The following is a 20,721-nucleotide window of genomic DNA, read 5'->3' as shown; positions in this document are numbered from 1 at the left end:
AGGATCCATCACATGCGCACCCAGGTCGCCATCATCGGCTCCGGGCCTTCGGGCCTGCTGCTCGGACAGCTGCTCACCAACGCCGGCATCGACAACATCGTCATCGACAGGGTGAGCAAGGACTACATACTTGGCCGGGTTCGTGCCGGCGTGCTCGAGGAGGGAATGGTCCGCCTCATGGATCGCGCCGGAGCCGGCGACCGGATGCATGCGGAGGGCCTGCCGCACGAGGGCGTCCTTTTGGCATTCGACGGGCAGGACCACCGGATCGACCTCTTCGGCCTGACCGACAAGCGCGTCATGGTCTACGGCCAGACGGAAGTCACCCATGACCTGATGGACAAGCGCGAGGCGACGGGAGGCGTCACGATCTATGAAGCCGGCAACGTCACGCCGCACGACTTTGCCGGTGAACAGCCCTACGTGACCTACGAGATGGATGGCACGACCCACCGCATCGACTGCGATTTCATTGCAGGCTGCGACGGTTACCACGGCATCAGCCGCAAGTCGGTTCCTGAAGCGGCGATCAAGACGTTCGAGAAGGTCTACCCCTTCGGCTGGCTCGGCATTCTCGCCGACGTTCCGCCAGTCAGCCACGAACTGATCTACGCCAACCATCCGCGCGGCTTTGCACTCTGCTCGATGCGCTCGGAAACCCGCAGCCGCTATTACATCCAGTGCGCCCTGGACGAGAAGATCGAGGACTGGAGCGACGACCGCTTCTACGACGAGCTTCGCCGTCGCTTGCCGTCCGCCCATGCCGAGGCCATGGTCACCGGGCCGTCATTCGAGAAATCCATTGCTCCGCTGCGGTCGTTCGTTGCCGAGCCGATGCGCTTCGGGAAGCTGTTCCTTGTGGGTGATGCAGCCCATATCGTCCCGCCGACCGGCGCCAAGGGCCTGAACCTCGCCGCCAGTGACGTCCACTACCTCTTCGAAGGCCTGCAGGAGTTCTACGGCGAGCGGTCGACCGCGGGCATCGACGCCTATTCGCCACGGGCACTGAAGCGGATCTGGAAGGCGGAGCGCTTCTCCTGGTCGATGACCATGATGCTGCATCGCTTCCCCGACACGGAAGGCTTCGGCCAGAAGATCCAGGAAGCGGAGCTCGACTACCTGGTGCATTCGACGGCCGCTTCGACCGCGCTGGCGGAAAACTACGTCGGTCTGCCGTATTGAATGGGCGTCACGGCTCGGTATAGCCGATGGCGCGGATCCGGATGTCGCGCCCGGCCGGGTCCTCGGCAAACAGGAGTGCGCCCCTGGCACTCGATTTTGCCGGCACGTAATCGAAGGTGACCTGGGCGGCTTCGGAAGCGGCGGCGCCACCCATCAATTCCCCGCGAACCTCGACAGCGGCCGCCGTCGTCGATCCGTCGTTGAACAACTCGAACTCGACCCGGAACCCGCCCGCCACCGCCTGGGTGGAATGGATCGTCGACCGGAATTCCGGCGGCGTCTCCTGATTCAGCATGGCCTGACCGGCGATCCAGCCGACGATACCGAGTACAAGAAGCGCGGAGACGATGCCTGTTGCCCATTCAAGCCAGTCTGGCTTGCTGGATTCCGTATGGCGGCTTTTTGAGGTGATGGTCATATGGAGTCCTACAGGATCAGGCGGGCTGCGGCTGCGCCGATGGCGCCGGGAAAGCCAAGAACGATCGCGGCCATCAGGACCTGCGTCGACGCGGTGTCGTCCAGTCGCCCGAAGGTCCATAGGACGTAGAGGCTGATGGCGAGAGCGATGACATAGCCGGGCAGCGTGAACCGCACGAACGCATGCCAGCGGGGTGTGCCGCGGCTGAGCTGATGCGCGCCCCGGAACGCAACGGCATAGACGAAGGCATGCATGATCAGGATGGAGAGCGCCAGGGTCGCCAGAGCATGCCATGGCGTCATCTTGTAGGAGATGAGGATGATCTCCTCGGTCGGCGCCACGTTGAGGCTGAGAAACAGGGCGCCGATTGCCATCATGAAAAGCTCGCGCCCGTAGCTCGTGATGACTTCGCTTTCCGTCTCGCCTTCCTCGTCGGCCGGCCCATCGTCCTGGTGGCCACCAAGCTGCGAGCGCCCGAGCAGCGCGCCGATGCTGGCGGGTACGGCCTGGATGGCAATCTTTCCAAGCAGCTCGGTCGCGGGCACGTGGAGCTTGATGATACCGAGCAAAAACAGGACCGCCGCACTCATGGCTATGGCAATGGCGTAGGCGACAGTGGCATCCCGGATGGCTTCACGCCAGGTGGAGGTTTGCTCAAACCCGATCCGACGCGCCAGGACGACAAGCAACGGCATGTTGATCAGCAGCAGAAGAAGCAGCCGGTAGCGCTCGATGTAGAAGCCGAGCGACCATAGTTCCATCGTCATGAGCATCGGAAGGCCGAAGATCAGGGCTCCGGCCCCGCCGCGGCCCAGGCCGACAAGGAACTGTCGCGAGGCCTGCGATCTTGGCGGAACCTGTCCTTGGCTCAGGCCGGATTGCTGGGTCATGTCGTGGTTCTCTCGGCGGGTCGCACCATGGTCAAGTGCATCAGCTAGTCGGCCAGCGCTGGCGTCAGCATATCGTCGTTCGCTGAGAACGCTTCATCCTGATTCACGGCTTCCCGGCGGCATGGCGATTTGCAGCGTGATGTCGCAGATGACTCCCCGGGGTTCGAACTGGATATCGGTCTTGCCGCCCGCCTCGCCGGGCAGCATTCCCTGCAGGAGACGAAGCCCGAACCCGCGTCTTTGCGGCGTGGAAACCGCCGGCCCCTGGTACTCTTGCCACCGAAGGTGAAGCCCGTCCGGTTCAAGCCATTCCCAGCGAAGCTCTACTCGCCCGGCACCGGACGACCAGGCGCCGTGCTGGCGGGCGTTGAGGCCGAGTTCGCCGAGAGCCATGGCGAGCGACTGCAGCCGCGCCGGCACGATGAACACCTCCGGGCCGTCGACCTTCATTCGGTCGGCGCTGGGAGCGGTGAGCTGGAGAATGCGTTCCGCGAGCGACGTCAGATCCCCGCCCCGCCAGCTGTTGTCGGCGAGCAACTCCTGGGTTCTCGACAGCACCATCAGGCGCGTGGTCAGGCGCTGCTCCACGTCCTTCGGCATCATGGCCGACGAAAGGCTCTGCCGCACCAGCGCCTGGACGGTGGCCAGCATGTTCTTGACCCGATGGTTGAGCTCGCTGATCAGGTCCTTGCGGCCGCCCTCGAGTTCCTTCCGGTCATGCACGTCAACGCAGGACCCGAAATAGCCGGCAAACTGGCCGTTGCGCGTGAACGGCTTGCCATTGTCGGCGACCCACCGATAGGCGCCGTCGTGGCGCCGCAACCTGTAGTCCATCGAGAACGCTTCGCGGCGGTCGAAGGCGCTGTTGTAGACCTCAAGACAGCGGCTCAGGTCGTCGGGGTGAACACATTCCATCCACCCGGCGCCCAGTTCCTTCTCCAGCGGCCGGCCGGTGAATTGCAGCCACGGCGCGTTGACGAAATCGCAGAGCTTGTCTGCGCCGGCGCGCCATATCATGACTGGAGCATTGTCGGCGAGTTCTTCAAAAAGCTGTTCGCCCACGACGTCTTGCTTGACCATGGCACGATAGGTAGCCGCGGCCCTGCAACCGTCAAGGTCGCGAGAAAATCTTGATCAGAAAGTTGCCGGCTGCGTGAGAGATGACCTGATTGGGCAAAGCCACCTTGGCCTCGCCAACTTTAGGACGTCTCGAACAGGCGGACTCGACATCACCGATCGAGGTAGTTTCGCCACTGGCGCTCCCCAATCATGCAGTCGGTTCTTTCTTCCGCGACTTTGCGGATGTCGGATGCAGGTGTCCTGCCGCTGACCTCCAGGACCAGTTTGCGACGGACCGCTATGGCGAAATCCTCGATCTCGTGGACAGGCAGCACGAAGGAACCGGGTCCACCGATGACGCAGTCCTCATAGTAGCTGTCGAGAGGAGTGCCGCCGCCGGAAGGTCGCAGCATCATCGCCAGTCCGTTGATGATGATACCCGCATCGACCGCCTTGTCTCGCGCCGGCGCAACCGGTTGCCCGACATTGTTGGGCCCGTCGCCGGAGATGTCGATCACCTGCCGCATTCCGCGGAATTCGTTTGTGAGGAGCATCGTGGCACCCTCGGCGATCGCTGCGGAGATCGATGTGCGCCGCTGCGTCCCGATCGGGCGCTCTTCCAGCCTGGAAGCAAATGCCTGAGCGTCTTCGGCAGTTTCAATCACCTGCCAATCCAGCACCGAAGTCTCGTCGACGGCGCCCGCCCACTCGTAGTAGCTGATGGCGATTTTCCCGACGAGGCCGTTTCTGACGGCATTGAAGAAGTCGGGGTGCCGGAGGGCGGCCACATACCCCTCTCTCTGGATCCGGACTTCTTCGTAATCCATCGACCGTGAGACATCGACGGCGAGAACCAACTCGACGTCCACCTCGCCGGCCGCGGTGGTTTGGGCCAGCAGGGACGGTGCGGTCGAGAAGCTGAGCATCAATGCAACTGTTGCAAGCATGGCCACCTCACAGCGTCAGTGGCCTACCCTAACACAGGACCTTCCAGGTGTGAGCGCCTGGTCCGGCGGCAGGTTCAACTCTTGGTGAGCCTGCCGCCGCTATGAAGGCCTATTTCTTCAGGATCACCCACAGCGCGTGAATGATGCCCGGTACCCAGCCAAACAACGTCAGCAGGATGTTGAGCCAGAAATGCAACCCGAGCCCCACCTGAAGAAACACCCCAAGCGGGGGCAGCAAGAATGCGAGCAGAATACGGATAATGTCCAAGATCAGTCTCCAAGATTGATGGCGCTACAACGCCTGAAACGCCGACAAGTTCAATTGTCCGGCAACGACTTCGGAACACATGCGCCGATCCTGCCGTTGTGGCCGCATCAGAAAAGGAGCTTCCCGATGAGTAGCAAGACGCTTGCCGAGATTTCGGCCGTGATGCGCGATATCGACATCACGATGCTCTCCACCCACGCCGAAAACGGCGCCATCGCCGCCCGCCCGATGAGCAACAACCGCGACGTGGATTACGACGGCGACTCCTACTACTTCACCTGGGAAGACTCCCACATGATCGGCGAGATCGGGCGCGATGCCAATGTCTCTCTTGGCCTCCAGTCCGACAAGCACTTCCTGATCGCCGTGGAAGGAAAAGCCGAAGTCGTTCGGGACCGGTCGGCATTCAAGGACCATTGGAACCCGGATCTCGACAAGTGGTTCGAGAACGGAATCGAAACCCCGGGCGTCGCCATGATCAAGGTTCGTGCGACACGGATCCACTATTGGCAAGGCGAGGAGGAAGGCGAGATTGTCCTGTAGTATGCATTTTCTTCTGGTCGCATGCGCAGCGTTCAGGCCTTTCGAAAGAGCTTTGCCATGACGGCCGGGGTCGACAGGGCGCGCCAGATTGCCGAGCAGTCCCTTCAGGGACAGACGAAGAAGACTGGCGGACTGGTCATCGAGCATGTCTCGCGGGTTGCCGGTTCGGTCTATGGAGAGACGGAAACGACGGTCGCCTGGCTGCACGATGTTCTGGAAAGAGCACCGGACTGGAGCTTGGCGCGCCTCCGGCAGGAAGGTTTTGCCGAAGAGGTCATCGCAGCGGTCGACGCATTGACCAAGCGGCCGGGGGAGGATCACGCCGATCTCGTCCGCCGGGGTGCAAGGAATGCGTTGGCACGAACGGTAAAGCGCGCCGATCTTGCCGACAACCTGACGGAAGCCCAACGCACCGGCCGCGATGGCAGCAAGTACCGGATCGGGCTCGAGATTCTGGATGGCAGGGTCGACGCGTAGATAGTCCCCTTGCCGGTCCGACCGCCACCACACCACGGCGAGCAAACAGCAGAGAGATGAACAACATGGAACTTCAGGCACGGGTAGCACTGGTAACGGGCGGCGGATCCGGAATTGGCAAGGCGACCGCAGTCACGCTGGCACGCGAAGGCGCAAAGGTCGGGGTGCTAGGGCGTACGCGCAGCGAGCTGGACGAGACGGTGGCGGAAATCACCTCCAGGGGCGGCACCGCAATCGCGCTGGATGCTGACGTCGCCGATGAGACCGCCATGCGGGCTGCGGTGGACAAGATCGTGGAGACCTATGGAAGGCTGGACATCGTCGTGGCAAACGCCGGCATCAACGGCGTCTGGGCACCCATCGATGATCTGAAGCCGGAAGAATGGGACCAGACCATCCGCGTCAACCTGCGCGGCACATACCTGACGCTGAACACGACGGTCCCGCACATGAAGGCGCATGGCGGCGGCTCGATCATCATCGTCTCGTCGATAAACGGCAATCGCACCTTCACGTCTCCAGGCGCGACCGCCTATTCGGCCACAAAGGCTGCCCAGGTGGCCATTGTGCAGCAGCTTGCAGTAGAACTCGGTCGCCACAAGATACGCATCAACGCTGTCTGCCCCGGCAAGATCGATACGGATATTCAGGATAATACCCATATCAGGGACGAGGACGAGACGGCAGTCCCGGTCGAGTGGGCGGAAGGGGACATCCCGCTGACCGAAGGCACGGCCGGCGTATCCGTGGACGTGGCAGACGTCATCCTTTTTCTCGCCTCCCACCGCGCACGCCACGTGACCGGCGTCCCCATCTTCGTGGACGGCGGCCAAAGCCTGTTACGCTAGGCCCGCTCTTGCCACTGGACGTTTTGACGCAGCGGCCGGCAAAAAGCTCTGCAAATCGCCAGACGCCAGCGAGTCCTTACTTTCCGTTAACAACAGATCGCTAAGGCATGGGTAGCGGAGTGATGACTATGCCGACACTATCCATGCTGAATCCTTTTGCTTTTTCCGGCGCCGAAATCAGCTCGGATCAGCAGAAGCAGGAGACGCTGGCGGAGCTCTTCAGCCTCACCCCACACCTCGCGGCGACCGCCGGGATGATGTTGGCGGCAATCAGCGCGGCCATGGCAGGAGCCGAGTGGAGCGCTGTCATTGCCTTGGCAACAGTGCTCATCTCACTTGCAGTGAGGGCAGCGCTGCAGTGGCATTACATCCGGCGGGATGCAGACCTTCTTCAAAAGGTGTGGGCCTATCGTTTCGTCGCAGGCTCCCTCTTTTCCTGCGCCAGCTATGGCACGGCGGGAAGCGTACTTCTGATGGGCGCCACGCAGGGCACGCAGCTGCTTGTTGTTGCGGTCGCCTGCGCCATCGCCCAGGGCGTCGCCGCGCGGGCCTACATGATGCCGGGGACCGCCGTCTTCAATCTCCTGCTCATTCTGGGGCCGATCAGCGCCGCAGCCTTTCTCGATGGCACTTATCTCATGGTGCCCGCCGCAGTGATCTACCTGGGCTTCCTGATCTCGTTCATTGTCATGATGGTGAAGCTGCGGCTGCGGCAGTTGAAGGCAGAGCGCTTGTCCGAAACGCTGCTCGAGCAGATCCTGGAGAAGAACAGCGAGCTGGAGAATGCCAACGCGAGGCTCGCAGTCCTTGCCACCACCGACAGTCTGACCGGCCTTGCCAATCGGCGTCAGCTCGATGATCGGCTGGCATCCTCCCTGAGACTGGCTGCCGAAAACCGGATGCCGCTTTCCCTGCTGCTGATCGACGTGGATCACTTCAAGCTGTTCAACGACACCTATGGGCATCAGACGGGCGACGCATGCCTGAAGAAGGTGGCCGCAGCCCTGGCGTCCTGTAATTGGGTCGAAGGAAGTCTGGTGGCACGCTATGGCGGCGAGGAATTCGCGGTCCTGATGCCCGGAGCAGGCTCGACGGAAGCTCTGCGCGCGGCCGAACAGGCAAGGGTGGCGGTGAAGTTGATGGACATCTCGTCGCTTGCCGGCAGCCCGCCCAGGCAGACGATCAGCATAGGCGCCCTCAGCCTCGAGCCAAACGAGAAGACCACGACCGACGAGCTGCTACGCCGGGCCGACCGTGCCCTCTACCAGGCCAAGCAAAGCGGGCGCAATCGCGTTTCCGCCAGCGAAGAGGCGAGCGACACCGACCTATCGACTTCGGATCATGCCGCCGGACTGGCTTGATACGCGGAGGTTGGCGAAGCCCACGAGGTTTTAGCTGGAGGGCTCCGTCGGCACCAGTCCGAGCGAGAATGACGATTTAGCGGTCCTGCTGGTAACCTTGGTTCGTGGTGTTGACCTTGGTATTGCCCTGCTGGCCCTGCTTGTCGAAGTTCTTGCCGCGAGGATCAATCGCGTCACCCTCGGAAGGGTTTGCCGTCGCCGGTTCGCCTGCGCCCTTGTGGCTGCGGTTTTCTTCCGGGACTGGTGGGAGCTTGCTGTTCATAGGAACCTCCTTGCCGTTGTGTCTATTCTCCCAACCGTCCGACCAGACTGATGTTCCCGGGATGCGGAACCCTGGCTGTTATCCAGCGTTCGTCACGCACAAACCCGCAAACGGAGACCGCCCATGAGCCAGCCAGCACCCCAGCCGCTTGCGACGCCGGCGATCGACCGCAAATGGTGGCACACTGCCACCGTCTACCAGGTCTATCCCCGCAGTTTCTGCGATAGCGACGGCGATGGCGTCGGCGACATCCCGGGTATCATCTCCAGGCTGGACTATCTCCAGTCGCTCGGAATAACCGTGATCTGGCTCTCGCCGATCTTCACTTCCCCGATGGACGACAACGGCTACGATATTTCCGATTACCAGGGCATTGCCCCGGAGTTCGGCACGCTCGCCGATTTCGATCGGCTGGTCGCCGAGGCCAGGAAGCGCGGCATCGGCATCGTGCTGGACCTTGTCGTCAATCACACATCCGACGAGCATCCTTGGTTTCGGGAAGCGCGCAGCTCGACTGATAATCCTTATCGCGACTATTACATCTGGCGGCGCCCGTCCGCGGAAGGCGGACTGCCGAGCGCACTCGAATCGACCTTTGGCGGTCCGGCCTGGACGCTGGATCCGCAGACCGGCGAATATTACCTGCACCTCTTTTCGCGCCGCCAGCCGGACCTCAACTGGGAAAATCCGCAGGTGCGGGCAGAGGTCTACCGCATGATGAACTGGTGGCTCGACCGTGGCATCGCCGGCTTTCGCATGGACGTCATCGACCTGATCGGAAAACAGGTGGATGCCGGCATCACCAGTGACGGCCCGCATCTGCATGATTATCTGCAGGAAATGAACCGCGAGACCTTCGGCAGCCGCGATGTCCTGACCGTGGGTGAGGCGTGGAGCGCCACGCCCACATCGGCCCTGCTCTACTCCGGTCGCGACCGGCGGGAACTGTCGATGGTCTTCCAGTTCGAGCATGTTACCCAGTTCTGGGATCAGACCTACGGCAAATGGCGGCCAAGGCCGTTTGACCTCATCGCGCTGAAGGCGGTCTTCGGCAAATGGCAGACGGCGCTCGCCGAGGATGGCTGGAACTCCCTGTTCTGGGTCAACCACGACCTGCCGCGGGCTGTCTCCCGCTATGGCGACACCACCGGCTTCCACGTGGAATCGGCAAAGATGCTGGCGACGGTTCTGCACCTGATGAAGGGCACCCCCTTCATCTACCAGGGTGAAGAGATCGGCATGACCAACGTCCCCTTCACGTCGATCGACCAGTACAAGGACATCGAAACGCTCAACATGCACCGCCTTCACGTGGAGGCAGGCTTGTCGCCGGACGATTTCATTCGGGGCGCCAATGAAAGTGGACGGGACAATGCCCGCACGCCGATGCAGTGGAGCAGCGCGCCGCAGGGCGGGTTCACAACCGGCTCGCCCTGGATCGAGGTGAATCCCAATTTTGCGACCGTGAATGCGGAAACTCAGGTTGACGACGACCAGTCGATCTGGAGCCACTACCGGAAGCTGATCGACCTGCGCAAGCACCATCAGGTCATCGTCTATGGCCGGTACCAATCCTGGCTCGATCAGCACCCCGATGTCTTTGTCTACAGCCGAACGCTGGAAGGGGACCGCCTGGTCGTTCTCGCCAACTTCAGGCCGCATGAGGTCACCGTGACGATGCCGGATGAATTGCATGTGCAGGGGCGCTGCCTCATCGGCAATTATACCGACATGGACAGGATCGGGGAAACCGTGACCCTGCGCCCTTATGAGGCCTTCGCATTGCTCTGCGACCTCGAGAAGGTTTAGGTGTCACCCGGCGCACCTGGATTGGCGGGTGACAATCGACGCTTTTTCTGTAAGTTTCGACCTCGACAGGGGCGTCTGCGATTGCAGGCTGAGAAGGACCCTTTGAACCTGAACCAGATCATGCTGGCGGAGGGAGTCGCGATGGCGCATTTCAGAAATGTCGCCTGCGCCTGCCCCGCCAAAAGGGGCATCTAGAATGACGAAAACAACTCCCTCCTGCGGCACTCTTCTCGCCGCGATGCGCCAGGCCAATCCCCTGGTCCAATGCATCACCAACGATGTAGCGATGAACATAGCGGCCAATGTGCTTCTGTCCGCAGGCGCATCGCCAGCTATGGTCAGTGCCGAAGAGGAGGCCGGAGAATTCGCCCGGATCGCCGGTGCCGTGACGATCAACATCGGTACGCTTTGGGCCGGCGGCGTGGCCGGCATGCTGGCAGCGGCCAGGGCCGCCAAGGACGTCGACAAGCCATGGGTGCTTGATCCCGTCGCCCACTACGCCACCGGTTTCCGCAGACGGGTCGTCGGTGAGCTGATGGCGCTGGAGCCCACCATCCTGCGCGGCAATGCCTCCGAAATCATGGCCCTCGCCGGCGAAGCATCCCGCGGCCAGGGCGTCGATAGCGGCGACAGTGCCATGGCAGCCCGGAACGCTGCTCTGACGCTGGCACGGCGACATGGTTGCGTCGTAGCCGTGACAGGCGATGTCGATTTCGTCACCGACGGCACCCGATCGGCCACGATTGAAGGGGGATCGCCGCTGATGCCGAAAGTGACGGCACTTGGCTGCGCCCTCACCTGCCTGGTCGGCGCCTTCGCCGCCAGCACCCCGGACCAGCCCTTCGAAGCGACAATCGCCGCACTCGCGCTGTTTGCCGTCTGCGGGGAGGATGCCGGAGAACAGGCCCGTGGCCCCGGATCCTTCCAGACGCTGTTTCTGGATTCATTGTCGGCACTCGGCAGCGAAAGACTCGACGCCGAAGCAAGGATCACAATGCTATGAAGCGCTTTGACCTCTCTCTTTACCTGGTGCTCGATCCCGAGCTCTGCCGCGGGATCGGAATGGTGGAAACCGCAAGAATGGCCGTTGCCGGTGGCGTGACCATGGTGCAGTTGCGGGACAAGACGGCGGACACCTCTGCCATGATCGAAACTGGTCGGGCACTGCAGAGCGCACTTGCCGGCACCGGCGTCCCCCTGATCGTCAACGACGACGTGGAGGCGGCCATCGCTCTTGGCGCCGAGGGCGTCCACGTTGGCCAGAGCGACCTCGCCGCCACGGCCGCACGCCGGCGCATCCCGGACACGATGATCCTCGGCGTTTCGGTTGAGACGGAGGAACTGGCGCGCCAGGTGGAGGCAGGTCTCGTCGACTACGTCGGCATCGGGCCCGTCTTTGCCACGGGCACCAAGCCGGACCACAAGACGCCGATCGGTTTCGATGGCCTCGCGCGTATCGTTGCCGTAGCACCCGTCCCTAGCGTCGCGATTGGCGGGCTGAAGCAGGGTCACGCCGCGCCGGTTCTTGCAGCCGGTGCGCATGGCCTTGCCGTAGTGTCGGCCATCTGCGGCCAGCCGGATCCGGAGGCCGCGGCCCGTTCTCTTGCCCAGGAAATCGAGGAGGCGCGCCGATGATCGCAAACATCCTGTCCATCGCGGGCTCGGATCCCTCCGGTGGTGCCGGCATTCAGGCGGACCTGAAGACATTCGCTGCGCGGGGCACCTATGGCATGGCCGTGATCACGGCATTGACGGCCCAGAACACGCAAGGAGTGTCCGGCGTGCATCTCGTGCCGGCATCCTTCGTCGCCGATCAGATCCGCGCCGTCTTCGCAGACATCCGTGTCGATGCGGTCAAGATCGGGATGATCGCAACGGCCGAGATTGCCGAAGCGGTGGCCGATGCCCTCACGAAACACGGCGAAGGAGTTCCGGTCGTCGTCGATCCGGTGATGGTCGCCAAGGGCGGCGCCTCGCTTCTGGCCGCGGATGCCGTAGAAGCCCTGAACCGGCGGCTGCTTCCGCTTGCGACCCTGATCACGCCAAATCTGCCGGAGGCCGCCGCGCTGCTCGGCGAAGCGGAGGCCGGTGATCGAGACACGATGGCCCATCAGGCCGAAAGGCTTCTGGCGCTGGGGCCGCGTGCGGTTTTGATAAAGGGAGGCCATCTTCCATCGAATGAAAGTCCCGACGTTCTCGCTGCCAGTGGCAGGCTCACCTGGCTGGAAGGCAGACGGAGTGCGACGCGCAACACCCATGGCACCGGCTGCACGTTATCGAGCGCCATCGCGGCCGAGCTCGGAAAGGGGCTGGATCCGGTCCAGGCCGTGACGGAAGCCAAGGGCTATATCGCCGCTGCGATCGCCCGCGCGGAAGAGCTGTCCGTCGGAGCCGGGCACGGACCGGTGCATCACTTCCACCAGTGGTGGTAGGAGACAACCACAGCCCGGTCGCTCGGCGCCACAACGATCAGACCTCTGCGCTGCGCATCTCGGAAAATGCGCGGGCAATCTCCTCGGTGACGAACGGCTTCTTCAACAGCATGGCGCCCTCAACCGCCCCGTCGTCTGGGATACGGTCTCTTCCCGTGGCAAAGACAACGCCAATCTCCGGCGCCAGGCTCCGGGCCTTACGGGCAAATTCACCGCCGCTGATGCCAGGAAGCCCATAGTCGGTCATCAGGATGTCGAAGCTGCCGGTCTCCAGCAACGTCAGCGCTTCCTCGGCATTGGCCGCCTCTTCGACCTGATGGCCGAGATCAGCCAGCATGTCGGCGGTACTCATGCGGATCAGGAAGTCGTCTTCGACAAGCAGAACGCGGTAGACTGGCATGGCATTACGATCCATCTTCGTGGCAGCCGCATCGCCATTCTCGGCTGTGGCGCGGGTACGATTGCGGTATTGTTGATTGTTCAGCACCTGACGCACCTTGCGTGCCAGCGCTTCCCGTGAGTAGGGCTTGGACAGGAGATCGACGTCGGCGTCGAGGCGACCGTCGTGAACGATCGAGTCCTGCGTGTATCCGGAGGTAAACAGGACGGCGGCATCGGGACAAAGCTCGTGCACCCTGCGGGCCAGTTCCGTGCTCTTGACCGGCCCTGGCATCACGACATCGGTGAAGACGAGGTCGAGTGCCACGCCGCTCTCGACGACCTGGAGTGCGGCTGCCGCATCCTTCGCCTTCAGGACGCGATAACCGAGGTCGCTGAGCATCTCCACGACCGTGGCTCTGACCTGCTCGTCATCCTCCGCGACGAGAATGGTCTCCGTTCCCCCGACGATGGCCCCGTCATCGGGAGCCGCAATGGCATCCTCTCGACGACGAATGCGTGGGAAGTACAGCTTGACCGTCGTTCCGCGACCGACTTCGCTGTCGATCTTGATGTGCCCGCCGGATTGCTTGACGAAGCCGTAGACCATGGACAGCCCGAGGCCGGTCCCTTTTCCCACCGGCTTCGTCGAGAAGAATGGTTCGAAGACCTGCGCAAGCACGTCCTGGCTCATTCCGGTTCCGGTATCGGCAACCGTCAGCAGGGCATATTCTCCGGGAGCGACATCCGTTTCCTGCCTCGTATAGGCCTGATCCAGAATGGCATTGCTTGCCGTGATGGTCAGCTTGCCGCCATCGTCCATCGCGTCGCGCGCATTGATGGCGAGGTTCAGCAGGGCGTTCTCGATCTGCGCCGGATCGAGGAAGGTATTCCAGAGATCGCCGTCCGTGATGATTTCGATGTCGATGTCCTCGTCGAGCGTCCGTCGCAGCAGGTCGTCGAGGCCGCGCAGCAACTGGCCGACATTGACCACCTTCGGTTCCAGCGGCTGGCGACGGCCGAAGGCCAGCAGCTGACTGGCCAGCTTGCTCCCCCTCTGGACGCCGGACAGCGCGTTCTCGACGCGTCGTTCGGCCCTCTCGTCGCCGGCCACATCGCGCGACAGAAGCTGCAGATTGCCGGAAATCACCTGTAGCAGGTTGTTGAAGTCATGGGCGACGCCTCCGGTCAACTGCCCCAGGGCCTCCATCTTCTGGCTTTGCCGCAGCGCTTCCTCTGCCTTCATGCGCTCGGAAATCTCTTCCGCGACCTTCTGCTCAAGGCGCGCATTGAGCTCCTGCAAGGCCTCCTCTGCGCGCCGGCGCTCGGCCAGTTCGTTCTGTGCCGCCTGAAAAAGCCGCGCGTTGTCGAGCGCAATCGCGACCTGACCGGCAGCGCCGACGAGCAGCCGTTCATGCTCCTCCTCGAAACGGTGCGGCTCCGGATGGCCGAACAGCAATCCCCCGATGGCTTCGCCCGATCTGGAAACGACGGGGATGGCCAGATAGCTGCGAACGGGAAGGTGGTCTTGGGGCGTTCCGAAATGCGGAGCAGAGTGGCCGTATCTCGGATCGGCAAGAATATCGCCCGAACGCACGACGCCTTGCCCCTTGAAGGTCGGCGCGAAAACCTCCGTGTTGCGCGGCATCGGCAAATTCTCAAATGCCGATCGGTCAGCACCCGAGAGGGCATAGAGCCGATAGCTCTCGCCCTTTTCATCGAACCCATTGTAGAAGAAGGCCCCGAAGGCTGCTCCCGTGAGCTCGACCGCTGCATCGGTGGTCAGTTGCACGACCTTTTCCAGGTCAAGCTCAGCGGCAAGCTCCGCCCCCAGCCTGTTCAGGACTTCAAGGTGCCGCTTCTCGCGCAGCAGTGCCAGCTCCGCTCGGCGCTGCTCGGTCACATCGTTGCCCTGGACGAAAATGCCGTCCGGGCGGCCCGCTTCGTCCAGGATAGGTTGGAACACGAAGTCGATGAACCGTTCTTCCGGAGGCGATCCGGGCGTGCGGGCGAGTGTCACGGGGACGCTGCGGCCGATATGACGTTGTCCGGTCTCCCGCGCCTCGTCGAGCATGGCGATAAAGCCTTGGCCGACAATCTCCGGCAGGGCTTCCCGGACAGGCTTGCCGACGATCGGGCGATTGCCGACCAGCGCCAGATAGGCAGAGTTTGCGTCTTCGAACACATGGTCAGACCCGACCAGCGTCGCCATGAAGCCTGGCGCCTGCTCAAACATCTTGCGCAGCCGCTCGCGTTCTCCGCGCAAATGCCGTTCCGCCCGCACCTTGCCCGTGGTCTCGACGACGATGGCCATGACCCCGACGGGACGACCGGCATCATCCATGATCGGCGAATAGTCGAGGTTCATCCAGACCTGCTCGGGGACCCCGCGCCGGTGCAGCGTCAGCTCCTGGTCGGTATAGGCAAGGGTCTGTCCGGTCAGCCCGACCTTCATGACGTTGTCGTTGAATTCGGAAATCTCGGACCAGCCCTCACGCACCTTGGAGCCGAGAAGTTGCGGATGCCGGCCTCCCGCGAACACGGAATAGGCGTCGTTGTAGATCATCACGCCGTCTTCGTGCCAAAGGGTGACGATCGGAACCGGAGACTGCAGGATGAGTGACACCACGGCCTTCGTACCCTGGGGCCACTGGCTGATATCCCCCAGCGACGTGCGGCTCCAGTCGAAGGCGGCAATGAGCCGGGCAAGTTCGCCGTTATGGTTGAGAAATGCGGTCGCGGACGCGGATGCGGTCATAGAAAGGTTCCAAGCAGGCGGCATCGACGACGTCCACCCGGCCCAAAACAGAATCTGTATCTTGCGAAAGGCGTCATGACCGGCATTAGCTAGGGCGGCAGGACAGGATTGCCAGATGCAGATATCTGTTTTGCAGCGCCTCTATATTCGCGTCAACGGCACCATCCTTCCCGTTCCCCGGGCCCGCTCGTGCCAGGACAGCGCCTCTTCCAGAAGATGCGGGGTATGGCCGCCTCGAGCGCAGGCGCGCCGGAAATAGTCGGAGAGCGCTTCCTTGAAATCAGGATGAGCGCAGTGCTCGATGATCTGCAGGGCGCGTTCCCGCGGCGCCAGCTCGCGAAGATCCGCCAGGCCCTGCTCGGTGACCAGAATGTCTACGTCATGCTCGGTGTGATCGACATGCGGCACCATCGGGACGACCGAGGAAATCCGTCCCTCCTTGGCCAGGGACTTGGTGACGAAGATCGACAGATAGGCATTGCGAGCAAAATCGCCCGAACCGCCGATGCCGTTCATCATGTGGGTGCCGCCGACATGGGTCGAATTGACGTTCCCGTAGATGTCGAATTCCAGCGCCGTGTTGATGCCGATGACGCCCAGGCGGCGTATGACTTCCGGATGATTGCTGATTTCCTGGGGCCGGAGGACGATGTGCTCCTTGTACTTGTGGAAATCGCCAAAGACCCGCTCCGCACAGGCCGTCGACAGGGTGATCGAGGACCCGGAGGCGAAGACGAGTTTTCCGGCATCGAAGAGGTCGAAGGTACTGTCCTGCAACACTTCGCTGTACATGCGCAGATGATGGAAGGGACCGTCGGCAAGCCCGCTGAGCACGGAATTGGCGATGGAGCCTATCCCGGCCTGCAGAGGGTGCAGCGTCAGGTCGAGCCGGCCCTTGGCCACTTCGTCCTCGAAGAACCGGATCAGGTGGCCGGCAATCGCATCCGTATCGGCATCCGGTGCTTCGATCGACGACGCGCTGTCCTTCTCGTCGGTGACGACGATGGCGACGATCTTGTCCGGGTCGATCGGTACATAGGGGAAGCCGACGCGACTGTCGCAGGCGACGACCGGGATCGGCACGCGCGAGGGACGGCGCCCCGGAAAGTAGATGTCGTGAAGCCCCTCCAGCTCGGCCGGCTGGCTGAGGTTGATCTCGATGATGATCTTCTTGGCCAGCACCGCAAAGCTCGCGGAATTTCCGACGGAGGTCGAGGGAACGATGCCGCCGTCCTCGGTGATCGCCGCGGCTTCGATGATCGCATAGTCGATCGGCCCGAGTTGGTTCGATCTCAGGTGCTCCACCGTCTCCGACAGATGCTGGTCGATGAACATCACCTCGCCGCGGTTGATCGCCGCCCGTAGCGTCCGGTCCGCCTGGAAAGGCATCCGTCGCGCGAGGATATGCGCCTCGGTCAGCATCCGGTCGACGTCATGCCCAAGCGACGCGCCGGTGATCAGGGTAATCTTGAACGGATCCGTCTTGGCGCGCTCAGCCATGGCGATCGGCACGGCCTTGGCGTCGCCAGCCCGGGTAAAGCCGCTCATGCCGATGATCATGCCGTCCTTGATCAGGGCGGCGGCAGCCTCCGCCGTTGTTATCTTGTCGAGAAGCGCGGGGCGGCGGATACGGTCGGCGATCATGTACTGGTCTCTATCTGGTATGCGAGCGGAAGGAGCGGCACCGTCCCACGATGTTCGCCCGTCATGCCGCTTGATTTATTGTGCGACGTAGCCGCCATCAACCAAGTGATAGCTGCCGGTGATGAAGGAGGCACGGTCTGACAGCAGGAAACAGGTCAGTGCAGCGACCTCTTCCGAGGTGCCTATGCGTCCGATCGGATGAAGGGACTTCAGCTTCTCGTATACCTCCGGATCGAGATTGGCGAGAAGCGGCGTGTCGATGTAGCCGGGGCCGACGGCATTGACCCGCACCCCCTGCGCTGCATATTCCATGGCAGCAACCTTGGTCAGCCCGAGGACGCCATGCTTGGCAGCCACATAGGCAATCGCGCCTGCCGTACCGACGCTGCCGAGGATGGAGGCCATGTTGACGATGGCACCGCCACCGGCGCGCAGCATCGCCTGGATCTCGAACTTCGTGCAGTAGAAGACGCCGCTGAGGTTGATGTCGATCACCTGCCGCCAGCCGTCCAGCGGATAGTCTGCGGCAGGCTCGAGCGGGCCGCCGACACCGGCATTGTTGACGGCGAGATGGAGGCCGCCAAAGGTCTCTTCCGCGTAGGCAACCATGGCTTCGACGGCAACTGGATCGGATACGTCGGCCTGGAAGCCGAGCGCCTTGCCATCGTTCGCACAGATTTCGCCAACCACCCGGTCAATGGCATCCTGGTAGAGATCTGCCACGAGCACGCGAGCCCCGCAGGCAGCCAGTTCCTTGGCGACCACCTCGCCGATGCCGGATCCGGCACCTGTCACGATCGCGACCTTGCCTGCAAACTGCCGCTCCATCTTCGTCGCCCTTTCCGTTGATTGAGGCGACCCTAGGGTGAGGCGGCCGGCTGGTCTTTGATCAAAGTCAAGCCGGAGACGGACTGCGGAACGCATCCGCGGTGCAAACGACCTTGGTCTCAGACCCTGGCCGGTACCTTTTCGACGCCGAGATGCTGCCCGAGAGCCTTCTCATCGGCGAGCAGGTCGCTGCTCGATCCCTGGTAGACGATCGCGCCGCGATCCAGAATGATCGCCTCATGCGCCAGCGGGAGGACCTTCCGCGCCTTCTGCTCGATGATGATCGCTGACATGCCCTCGCCGTCGACGATCTGCCGCAATGCCGCCAGAAGCTCGTCCACGATGATCGGCGCGAGGCCCTCCAGAGGTTCGTCAAGAAGCAGCAGACGAGGATTGACCATCAGCGCACGGGCGACGGCGAGCATCTGCTGTTCACCACCGGAAAGCTGGCTGCCCAGATTGCGCCGGCGCTCCTTGAGGCGTGGAAACATCGAATAGGCCCGGTCGACGGTCCAGACGCCGGGACGGGCGATCGCCGTCAGGTTCTCCTCGACCGTCAGGGACTTGAAGATATTGCGCTCTTGCGGCACCCATCCGATCCCTGCCGCGACCCGCCGGTCGGCCCGCATCCGGGTGATATCCTGGCCCATCAGGTGGATCGTGCCGCCGTGATGGGTGGTAAGGCCCGCAATCGTCTCGACGAGCGTCGTCTTGCCGGTTCCATTGCGCCCGAGCAGCGCGAGTGTCCGCCCTTCCTCGAGCGTCAGGTCGATCCCGGCCAGCACGGCGGCGTCGCCATAACCGGCCACCAGCTTGCGTGTGGCGAGCAGCGGCGCGGTCATGCGCTTTCTCCCAGGTAGACGGCCTTGACGCCCCGGTCGGCAGCGATCTCGGCCACCGTCCCTTCGGCGTAGATCGCGCCGGCGACCAGAACCGAGATGCGGCTGGCGAAGGAAAACACGAGATCCATGTCGTGCTCGATGAGCACGACCGTCACTTCTGCCGGCAGATCGGAAACGATCGACAGCACTTCGTGGCGTTCGTCTTCCGGCACGCCGGCTGCCGGCTCGTCGAGCAGAAGCACCCGAGGCTTGGAGGCGAAGGCCAGCGCAATTTCCAGCAACCGCTGCTTTCCATAGGGCAGCCGGTCTGTCCGCTCCTGCATGACCGGCGACAGGCCGAACCGCGACAGCAGCGCCGCGGCCTCGTCGATCAGATCTGCTTGGCCTGCAACCGGAGACCACAGGTTGCTGCCCAGCCCATCCCGTTCGAGCATCGCCAGAGTGACTGTCTCGAGCGGCGTGTAGTCGGCGAACAACTGGTTGATCTGGAATGTCCGCGTCAGCCCCTTCTTGACACGCTGGTGGGAAGGCATGCGGGTAATGTCTTCCCCCTGCAGGATCACCTGGCCGGCGCTCGGCTGCAGCACGCCGGTCAGCAGATTGATCAGCGTCGTCTTGCCGGCGCCGTTCGGCCCGATCAGGGCGTGGCGCGCGCCCTGCTCCACCGTCAGCGAAACATCATTGGTGGCGAGGAAGGCTCCGAAGCGCCGCTGCAGTCCGCGCGTTTCCAGAACGACCGTCATGGCTTGCCTCCCATCGCAGCCGTCAGGCGCTGCGGGATATATTCGATCCAGCGCGCGATCCGCCCGCGTCCGACAAGCACCAGGATCACCAGCAGAAGGCCGATCCAGAACATCCAGTATTGTGGTGTCACGACGGACAGCCAGTCCTTCAGCAAGGTGAACCCGATCGCGCCGAAGATCCCTCCGTAGAGATAGCCCGTGCCGCCGATCACCAGGATCAGCAGCACGTCGGCAGACCGGTGGAAGGCCAGGACGTCCGGTGACACGAAGGAGGTAGTCTGTGTCAGGAGCGCCCCTGCAAAGCCCGCCATTACCGCCGCGATCGTATAGGCGATCACCAGACGCCGGCGCGCCGGGACGCCCACAAGCGCGGCCCGGGTGGAATTGCTCTTGATCGCCTTCAGCGCCAGGCCGAACGGGGAAAATGCAATGCGTCGTGCGACCATGGTGGTGACGAACAGGACGGCCAGGCAATAGATATAGCCGTTGCGGCCCCAGAGATCGAACTCGAACAGCCCGAGGATGGGGCCGAGGCTGAAGCCGCTCAACCCATCGGCCCCGCCGGTGAGCCAGCCCATCTGGTTGGCGGCCTCCCCGAGCATCAGGGCAATGCCGAGCGTCGTCATCAGCCGCGTCAGGTCGGAGCCGCGCAGGATCAGGAAGCTCGTCGCAAACCCCAGGATGCCGCTGACCACGCCGGCGACGAGAAGGCCGGTGACGGGCTCGGCAAAATAATGCCGTGCAAAGAGCCCCGCCGTGTAGGCGCCGATCCCGAAGAAGGCGGTATGGCCGAGCGAGACGATGCCCGCAAAACCGAGCACGAGATCCAGCGACACGGCAAACAGCGCCAGAATGGCGATCTCGGTCAGGATCAGCATCTTCGACGGCAGGAGAAAGATTGCCGCAACGGCAGCCGGCCAGATGATGAACTCGAAGAAGCGAATCCGGCTTCGCCTGCGCATCAGCCGCATGGCGCGGGCCTGGTCGTCCTGCCCGTCCTCGACCGGAGCGACATCTTCCCGTGTAATCACG

General features: G+C 62.9%; 21 protein-coding genes and 1 riboswitch. Of the genes, 9 read left to right on the top strand and 12 right to left on the bottom strand.

Annotated elements, in window-relative coordinates:
- The first annotated feature begins 12 nt into the window (after nt 1–12).
- Nucleotides 13–1,182 carry a 4-hydroxybenzoate 3-monooxygenase gene (pobA, locus tag EO99_RS0120420; RefSeq protein WP_029620438.1) on the top strand — a complete coding sequence of 390 codons (1,170 nt, stop codon included), beginning with the start codon at nt 13–15 and terminating at the stop codon, nt 1,180–1,182.
- Between the two features lie 7 nt (nt 1,183–1,189).
- Here the strand turns inward: pobA and EO99_RS0120415 are convergent, their stop codons facing one another.
- The 5 genes from EO99_RS0120415 to EO99_RS26895 all read right to left on the bottom strand — a co-directional run bounded on the left by EO99_RS0120415 (nt 1,190) and on the right by EO99_RS26895 (nt 4,764).
- A complete protein-coding gene (locus EO99_RS0120415) occupies nt 1,190–1,600 on the bottom strand; it encodes a TIGR02588 family protein (protein WP_029620437.1) in 411 nt (136 codons plus the stop codon).
- A gap of 8 nt (nt 1,601–1,608) precedes the next feature.
- Nucleotides 1,609–2,490, bottom strand: coding sequence for a TIGR02587 family membrane protein (locus EO99_RS0120410; RefSeq protein ID WP_029620436.1), 882 nt, complete (start codon nt 2,488–2,490; stop codon nt 1,609–1,611).
- A 93-nt stretch (nt 2,491–2,583) separates the two neighbouring features.
- Nucleotides 2,584–3,570 (bottom strand): sensor histidine kinase, encoded by a 987-nt coding sequence (locus EO99_RS0120405; RefSeq protein ID WP_029620435.1) that lies wholly within the window; start codon nt 3,568–3,570, stop codon nt 2,584–2,586.
- 149 nt (nt 3,571–3,719) lie between these two features.
- Nucleotides 3,720–4,496, bottom strand: coding sequence for a DUF1194 domain-containing protein (locus tag EO99_RS0120400; protein WP_029620434.1), 777 nt, complete (start codon nt 4,494–4,496; stop codon nt 3,720–3,722).
- Between the two features lie 109 nt (nt 4,497–4,605).
- A complete protein-coding gene (locus EO99_RS26895; protein ID WP_037112597.1) occupies nt 4,606–4,764 on the bottom strand; it encodes a YqaE/Pmp3 family membrane protein in 159 nt (52 codons plus the stop codon).
- Nucleotides 4,765–4,890: 126 nt separating this feature from the next.
- Between EO99_RS26895 and EO99_RS0120390 the strand changes: the two genes are divergently transcribed.
- The 4 genes from EO99_RS0120390 to EO99_RS26430 all read left to right on the top strand — a co-directional run bounded on the left by EO99_RS0120390 (nt 4,891) and on the right by EO99_RS26430 (nt 7,993).
- The gene (locus EO99_RS0120390) at nt 4,891–5,307 is read left to right on the top strand and encodes a pyridoxamine 5'-phosphate oxidase family protein (RefSeq protein WP_029620433.1); all 417 of its coding nucleotides are present in this window, start codon (nt 4,891–4,893) and stop codon (nt 5,305–5,307) included.
- A 57-nt stretch (nt 5,308–5,364) separates the two neighbouring features.
- A complete protein-coding gene (locus EO99_RS0120385) occupies nt 5,365–5,784 on the top strand; it encodes a hypothetical protein (RefSeq protein WP_029620432.1) in 420 nt (139 codons plus the stop codon).
- A 65-nt stretch (nt 5,785–5,849) separates the two neighbouring features.
- Nucleotides 5,850–6,632 (top strand): SDR family oxidoreductase, encoded by a 783-nt coding sequence (locus tag EO99_RS0120380; protein ID WP_029620431.1) that lies wholly within the window; start codon nt 5,850–5,852, stop codon nt 6,630–6,632.
- 143 nt (nt 6,633–6,775) lie between these two features.
- The gene (locus EO99_RS26430) at nt 6,776–7,993 is read left to right on the top strand and encodes a GGDEF domain-containing protein (protein WP_051679993.1); all 1,218 of its coding nucleotides are present in this window, start codon (nt 6,776–6,778) and stop codon (nt 7,991–7,993) included.
- Nucleotides 7,994–8,069: 76 nt separating this feature from the next.
- Here EO99_RS26430 and EO99_RS0120370 read toward each other — a convergent pair whose 3' ends face one another.
- Complete coding sequence (locus tag EO99_RS0120370; protein WP_029620429.1) at nt 8,070–8,255, bottom strand: hypothetical protein; 186 nt, start codon at nt 8,253–8,255, stop codon at nt 8,070–8,072.
- A gap of 123 nt (nt 8,256–8,378) precedes the next feature.
- Between EO99_RS0120370 and EO99_RS0120365 the strand changes: the two genes are divergently transcribed.
- The 4 genes from EO99_RS0120365 (at nt 8,379) to thiD (ending at nt 12,496) form a co-directional block, all read left to right on the top strand.
- Nucleotides 8,379–10,064 carry a glycoside hydrolase family 13 protein gene (locus EO99_RS0120365; RefSeq protein WP_051679992.1) on the top strand — a complete coding sequence of 562 codons (1,686 nt, stop codon included), beginning with the start codon at nt 8,379–8,381 and terminating at the stop codon, nt 10,062–10,064.
- Between the two features lie 57 nt (nt 10,065–10,121).
- Nucleotides 10,122–10,216, top strand: a riboswitch (TPP riboswitch).
- A gap of 44 nt (nt 10,217–10,260) precedes the next feature.
- Nucleotides 10,261–11,067 (top strand): hydroxyethylthiazole kinase, encoded by an 807-nt coding sequence (gene thiM, locus EO99_RS0120355; RefSeq protein ID WP_029620427.1) that lies wholly within the window; start codon nt 10,261–10,263, stop codon nt 11,065–11,067.
- Nucleotides 11,064–11,699, top strand: coding sequence for a thiamine phosphate synthase (gene thiE / locus EO99_RS0120350; protein WP_029620426.1), 636 nt, complete (start codon nt 11,064–11,066; stop codon nt 11,697–11,699). Before thiM ends, thiE begins: the two co-directional genes overlap by 4 nt.
- A complete protein-coding gene (thiD, locus tag EO99_RS0120345) occupies nt 11,696–12,496 on the top strand; it encodes a bifunctional hydroxymethylpyrimidine kinase/phosphomethylpyrimidine kinase (protein WP_029620425.1) in 801 nt (266 codons plus the stop codon). The genes thiE and thiD overlap by 4 nt, the downstream gene beginning before the upstream one ends.
- A gap of 37 nt (nt 12,497–12,533) precedes the next feature.
- Here thiD and EO99_RS0120340 read toward each other — a convergent pair whose 3' ends face one another.
- From EO99_RS0120340 to EO99_RS0120315, 6 genes are all read right to left on the bottom strand, one after another.
- Nucleotides 12,534–15,632: a response regulator gene (locus EO99_RS0120340; RefSeq protein ID WP_156034920.1), complete on the bottom strand. Its 3,099-nt coding sequence runs from the start codon at nt 15,630–15,632 to the stop codon at nt 12,534–12,536.
- 141 nt (nt 15,633–15,773) lie between these two features.
- The gene (locus tag EO99_RS0120335; protein ID WP_029620423.1) at nt 15,774–17,276 is read right to left on the bottom strand and encodes an acetyl-CoA hydrolase/transferase family protein; all 1,503 of its coding nucleotides are present in this window, start codon (nt 17,274–17,276) and stop codon (nt 15,774–15,776) included.
- A 75-nt stretch (nt 17,277–17,351) separates the two neighbouring features.
- On the bottom strand, nt 17,352–18,104 hold the full coding sequence (locus EO99_RS0120330) for an SDR family NAD(P)-dependent oxidoreductase (protein WP_029620422.1): 753 nt from the start codon (nt 18,102–18,104) through the stop codon (nt 17,352–17,354).
- A gap of 119 nt (nt 18,105–18,223) precedes the next feature.
- The gene (locus EO99_RS0120325; protein ID WP_029620421.1) at nt 18,224–18,946 is read right to left on the bottom strand and encodes an ABC transporter ATP-binding protein; all 723 of its coding nucleotides are present in this window, start codon (nt 18,944–18,946) and stop codon (nt 18,224–18,226) included.
- Nucleotides 18,943–19,689 (bottom strand): ABC transporter ATP-binding protein, encoded by a 747-nt coding sequence (locus tag EO99_RS0120320; protein WP_029620420.1) that lies wholly within the window; start codon nt 19,687–19,689, stop codon nt 18,943–18,945. Before EO99_RS0120320 ends, EO99_RS0120325 begins: the two co-directional genes overlap by 4 nt.
- On the bottom strand, nt 19,686–20,660 hold the full coding sequence (locus EO99_RS0120315; RefSeq protein WP_029620419.1) for a branched-chain amino acid ABC transporter permease: 975 nt from the start codon (nt 20,658–20,660) through the stop codon (nt 19,686–19,688). The genes EO99_RS0120320 and EO99_RS0120315 overlap by 4 nt, the downstream gene beginning before the upstream one ends.
- Nucleotides 20,661–20,721 lie beyond the last annotated feature (61 nt).

This window comes from Pseudorhizobium marinum, assembly GCF_000705355.1.
Lineage (GTDB): Bacteria > Pseudomonadota > Alphaproteobacteria > Rhizobiales > Rhizobiaceae > Neorhizobium > Neorhizobium pelagicum.
Note: the sequence above shows the minus strand (reverse complement) of the source record. Positions and strands in the feature narration are given on the sequence as shown.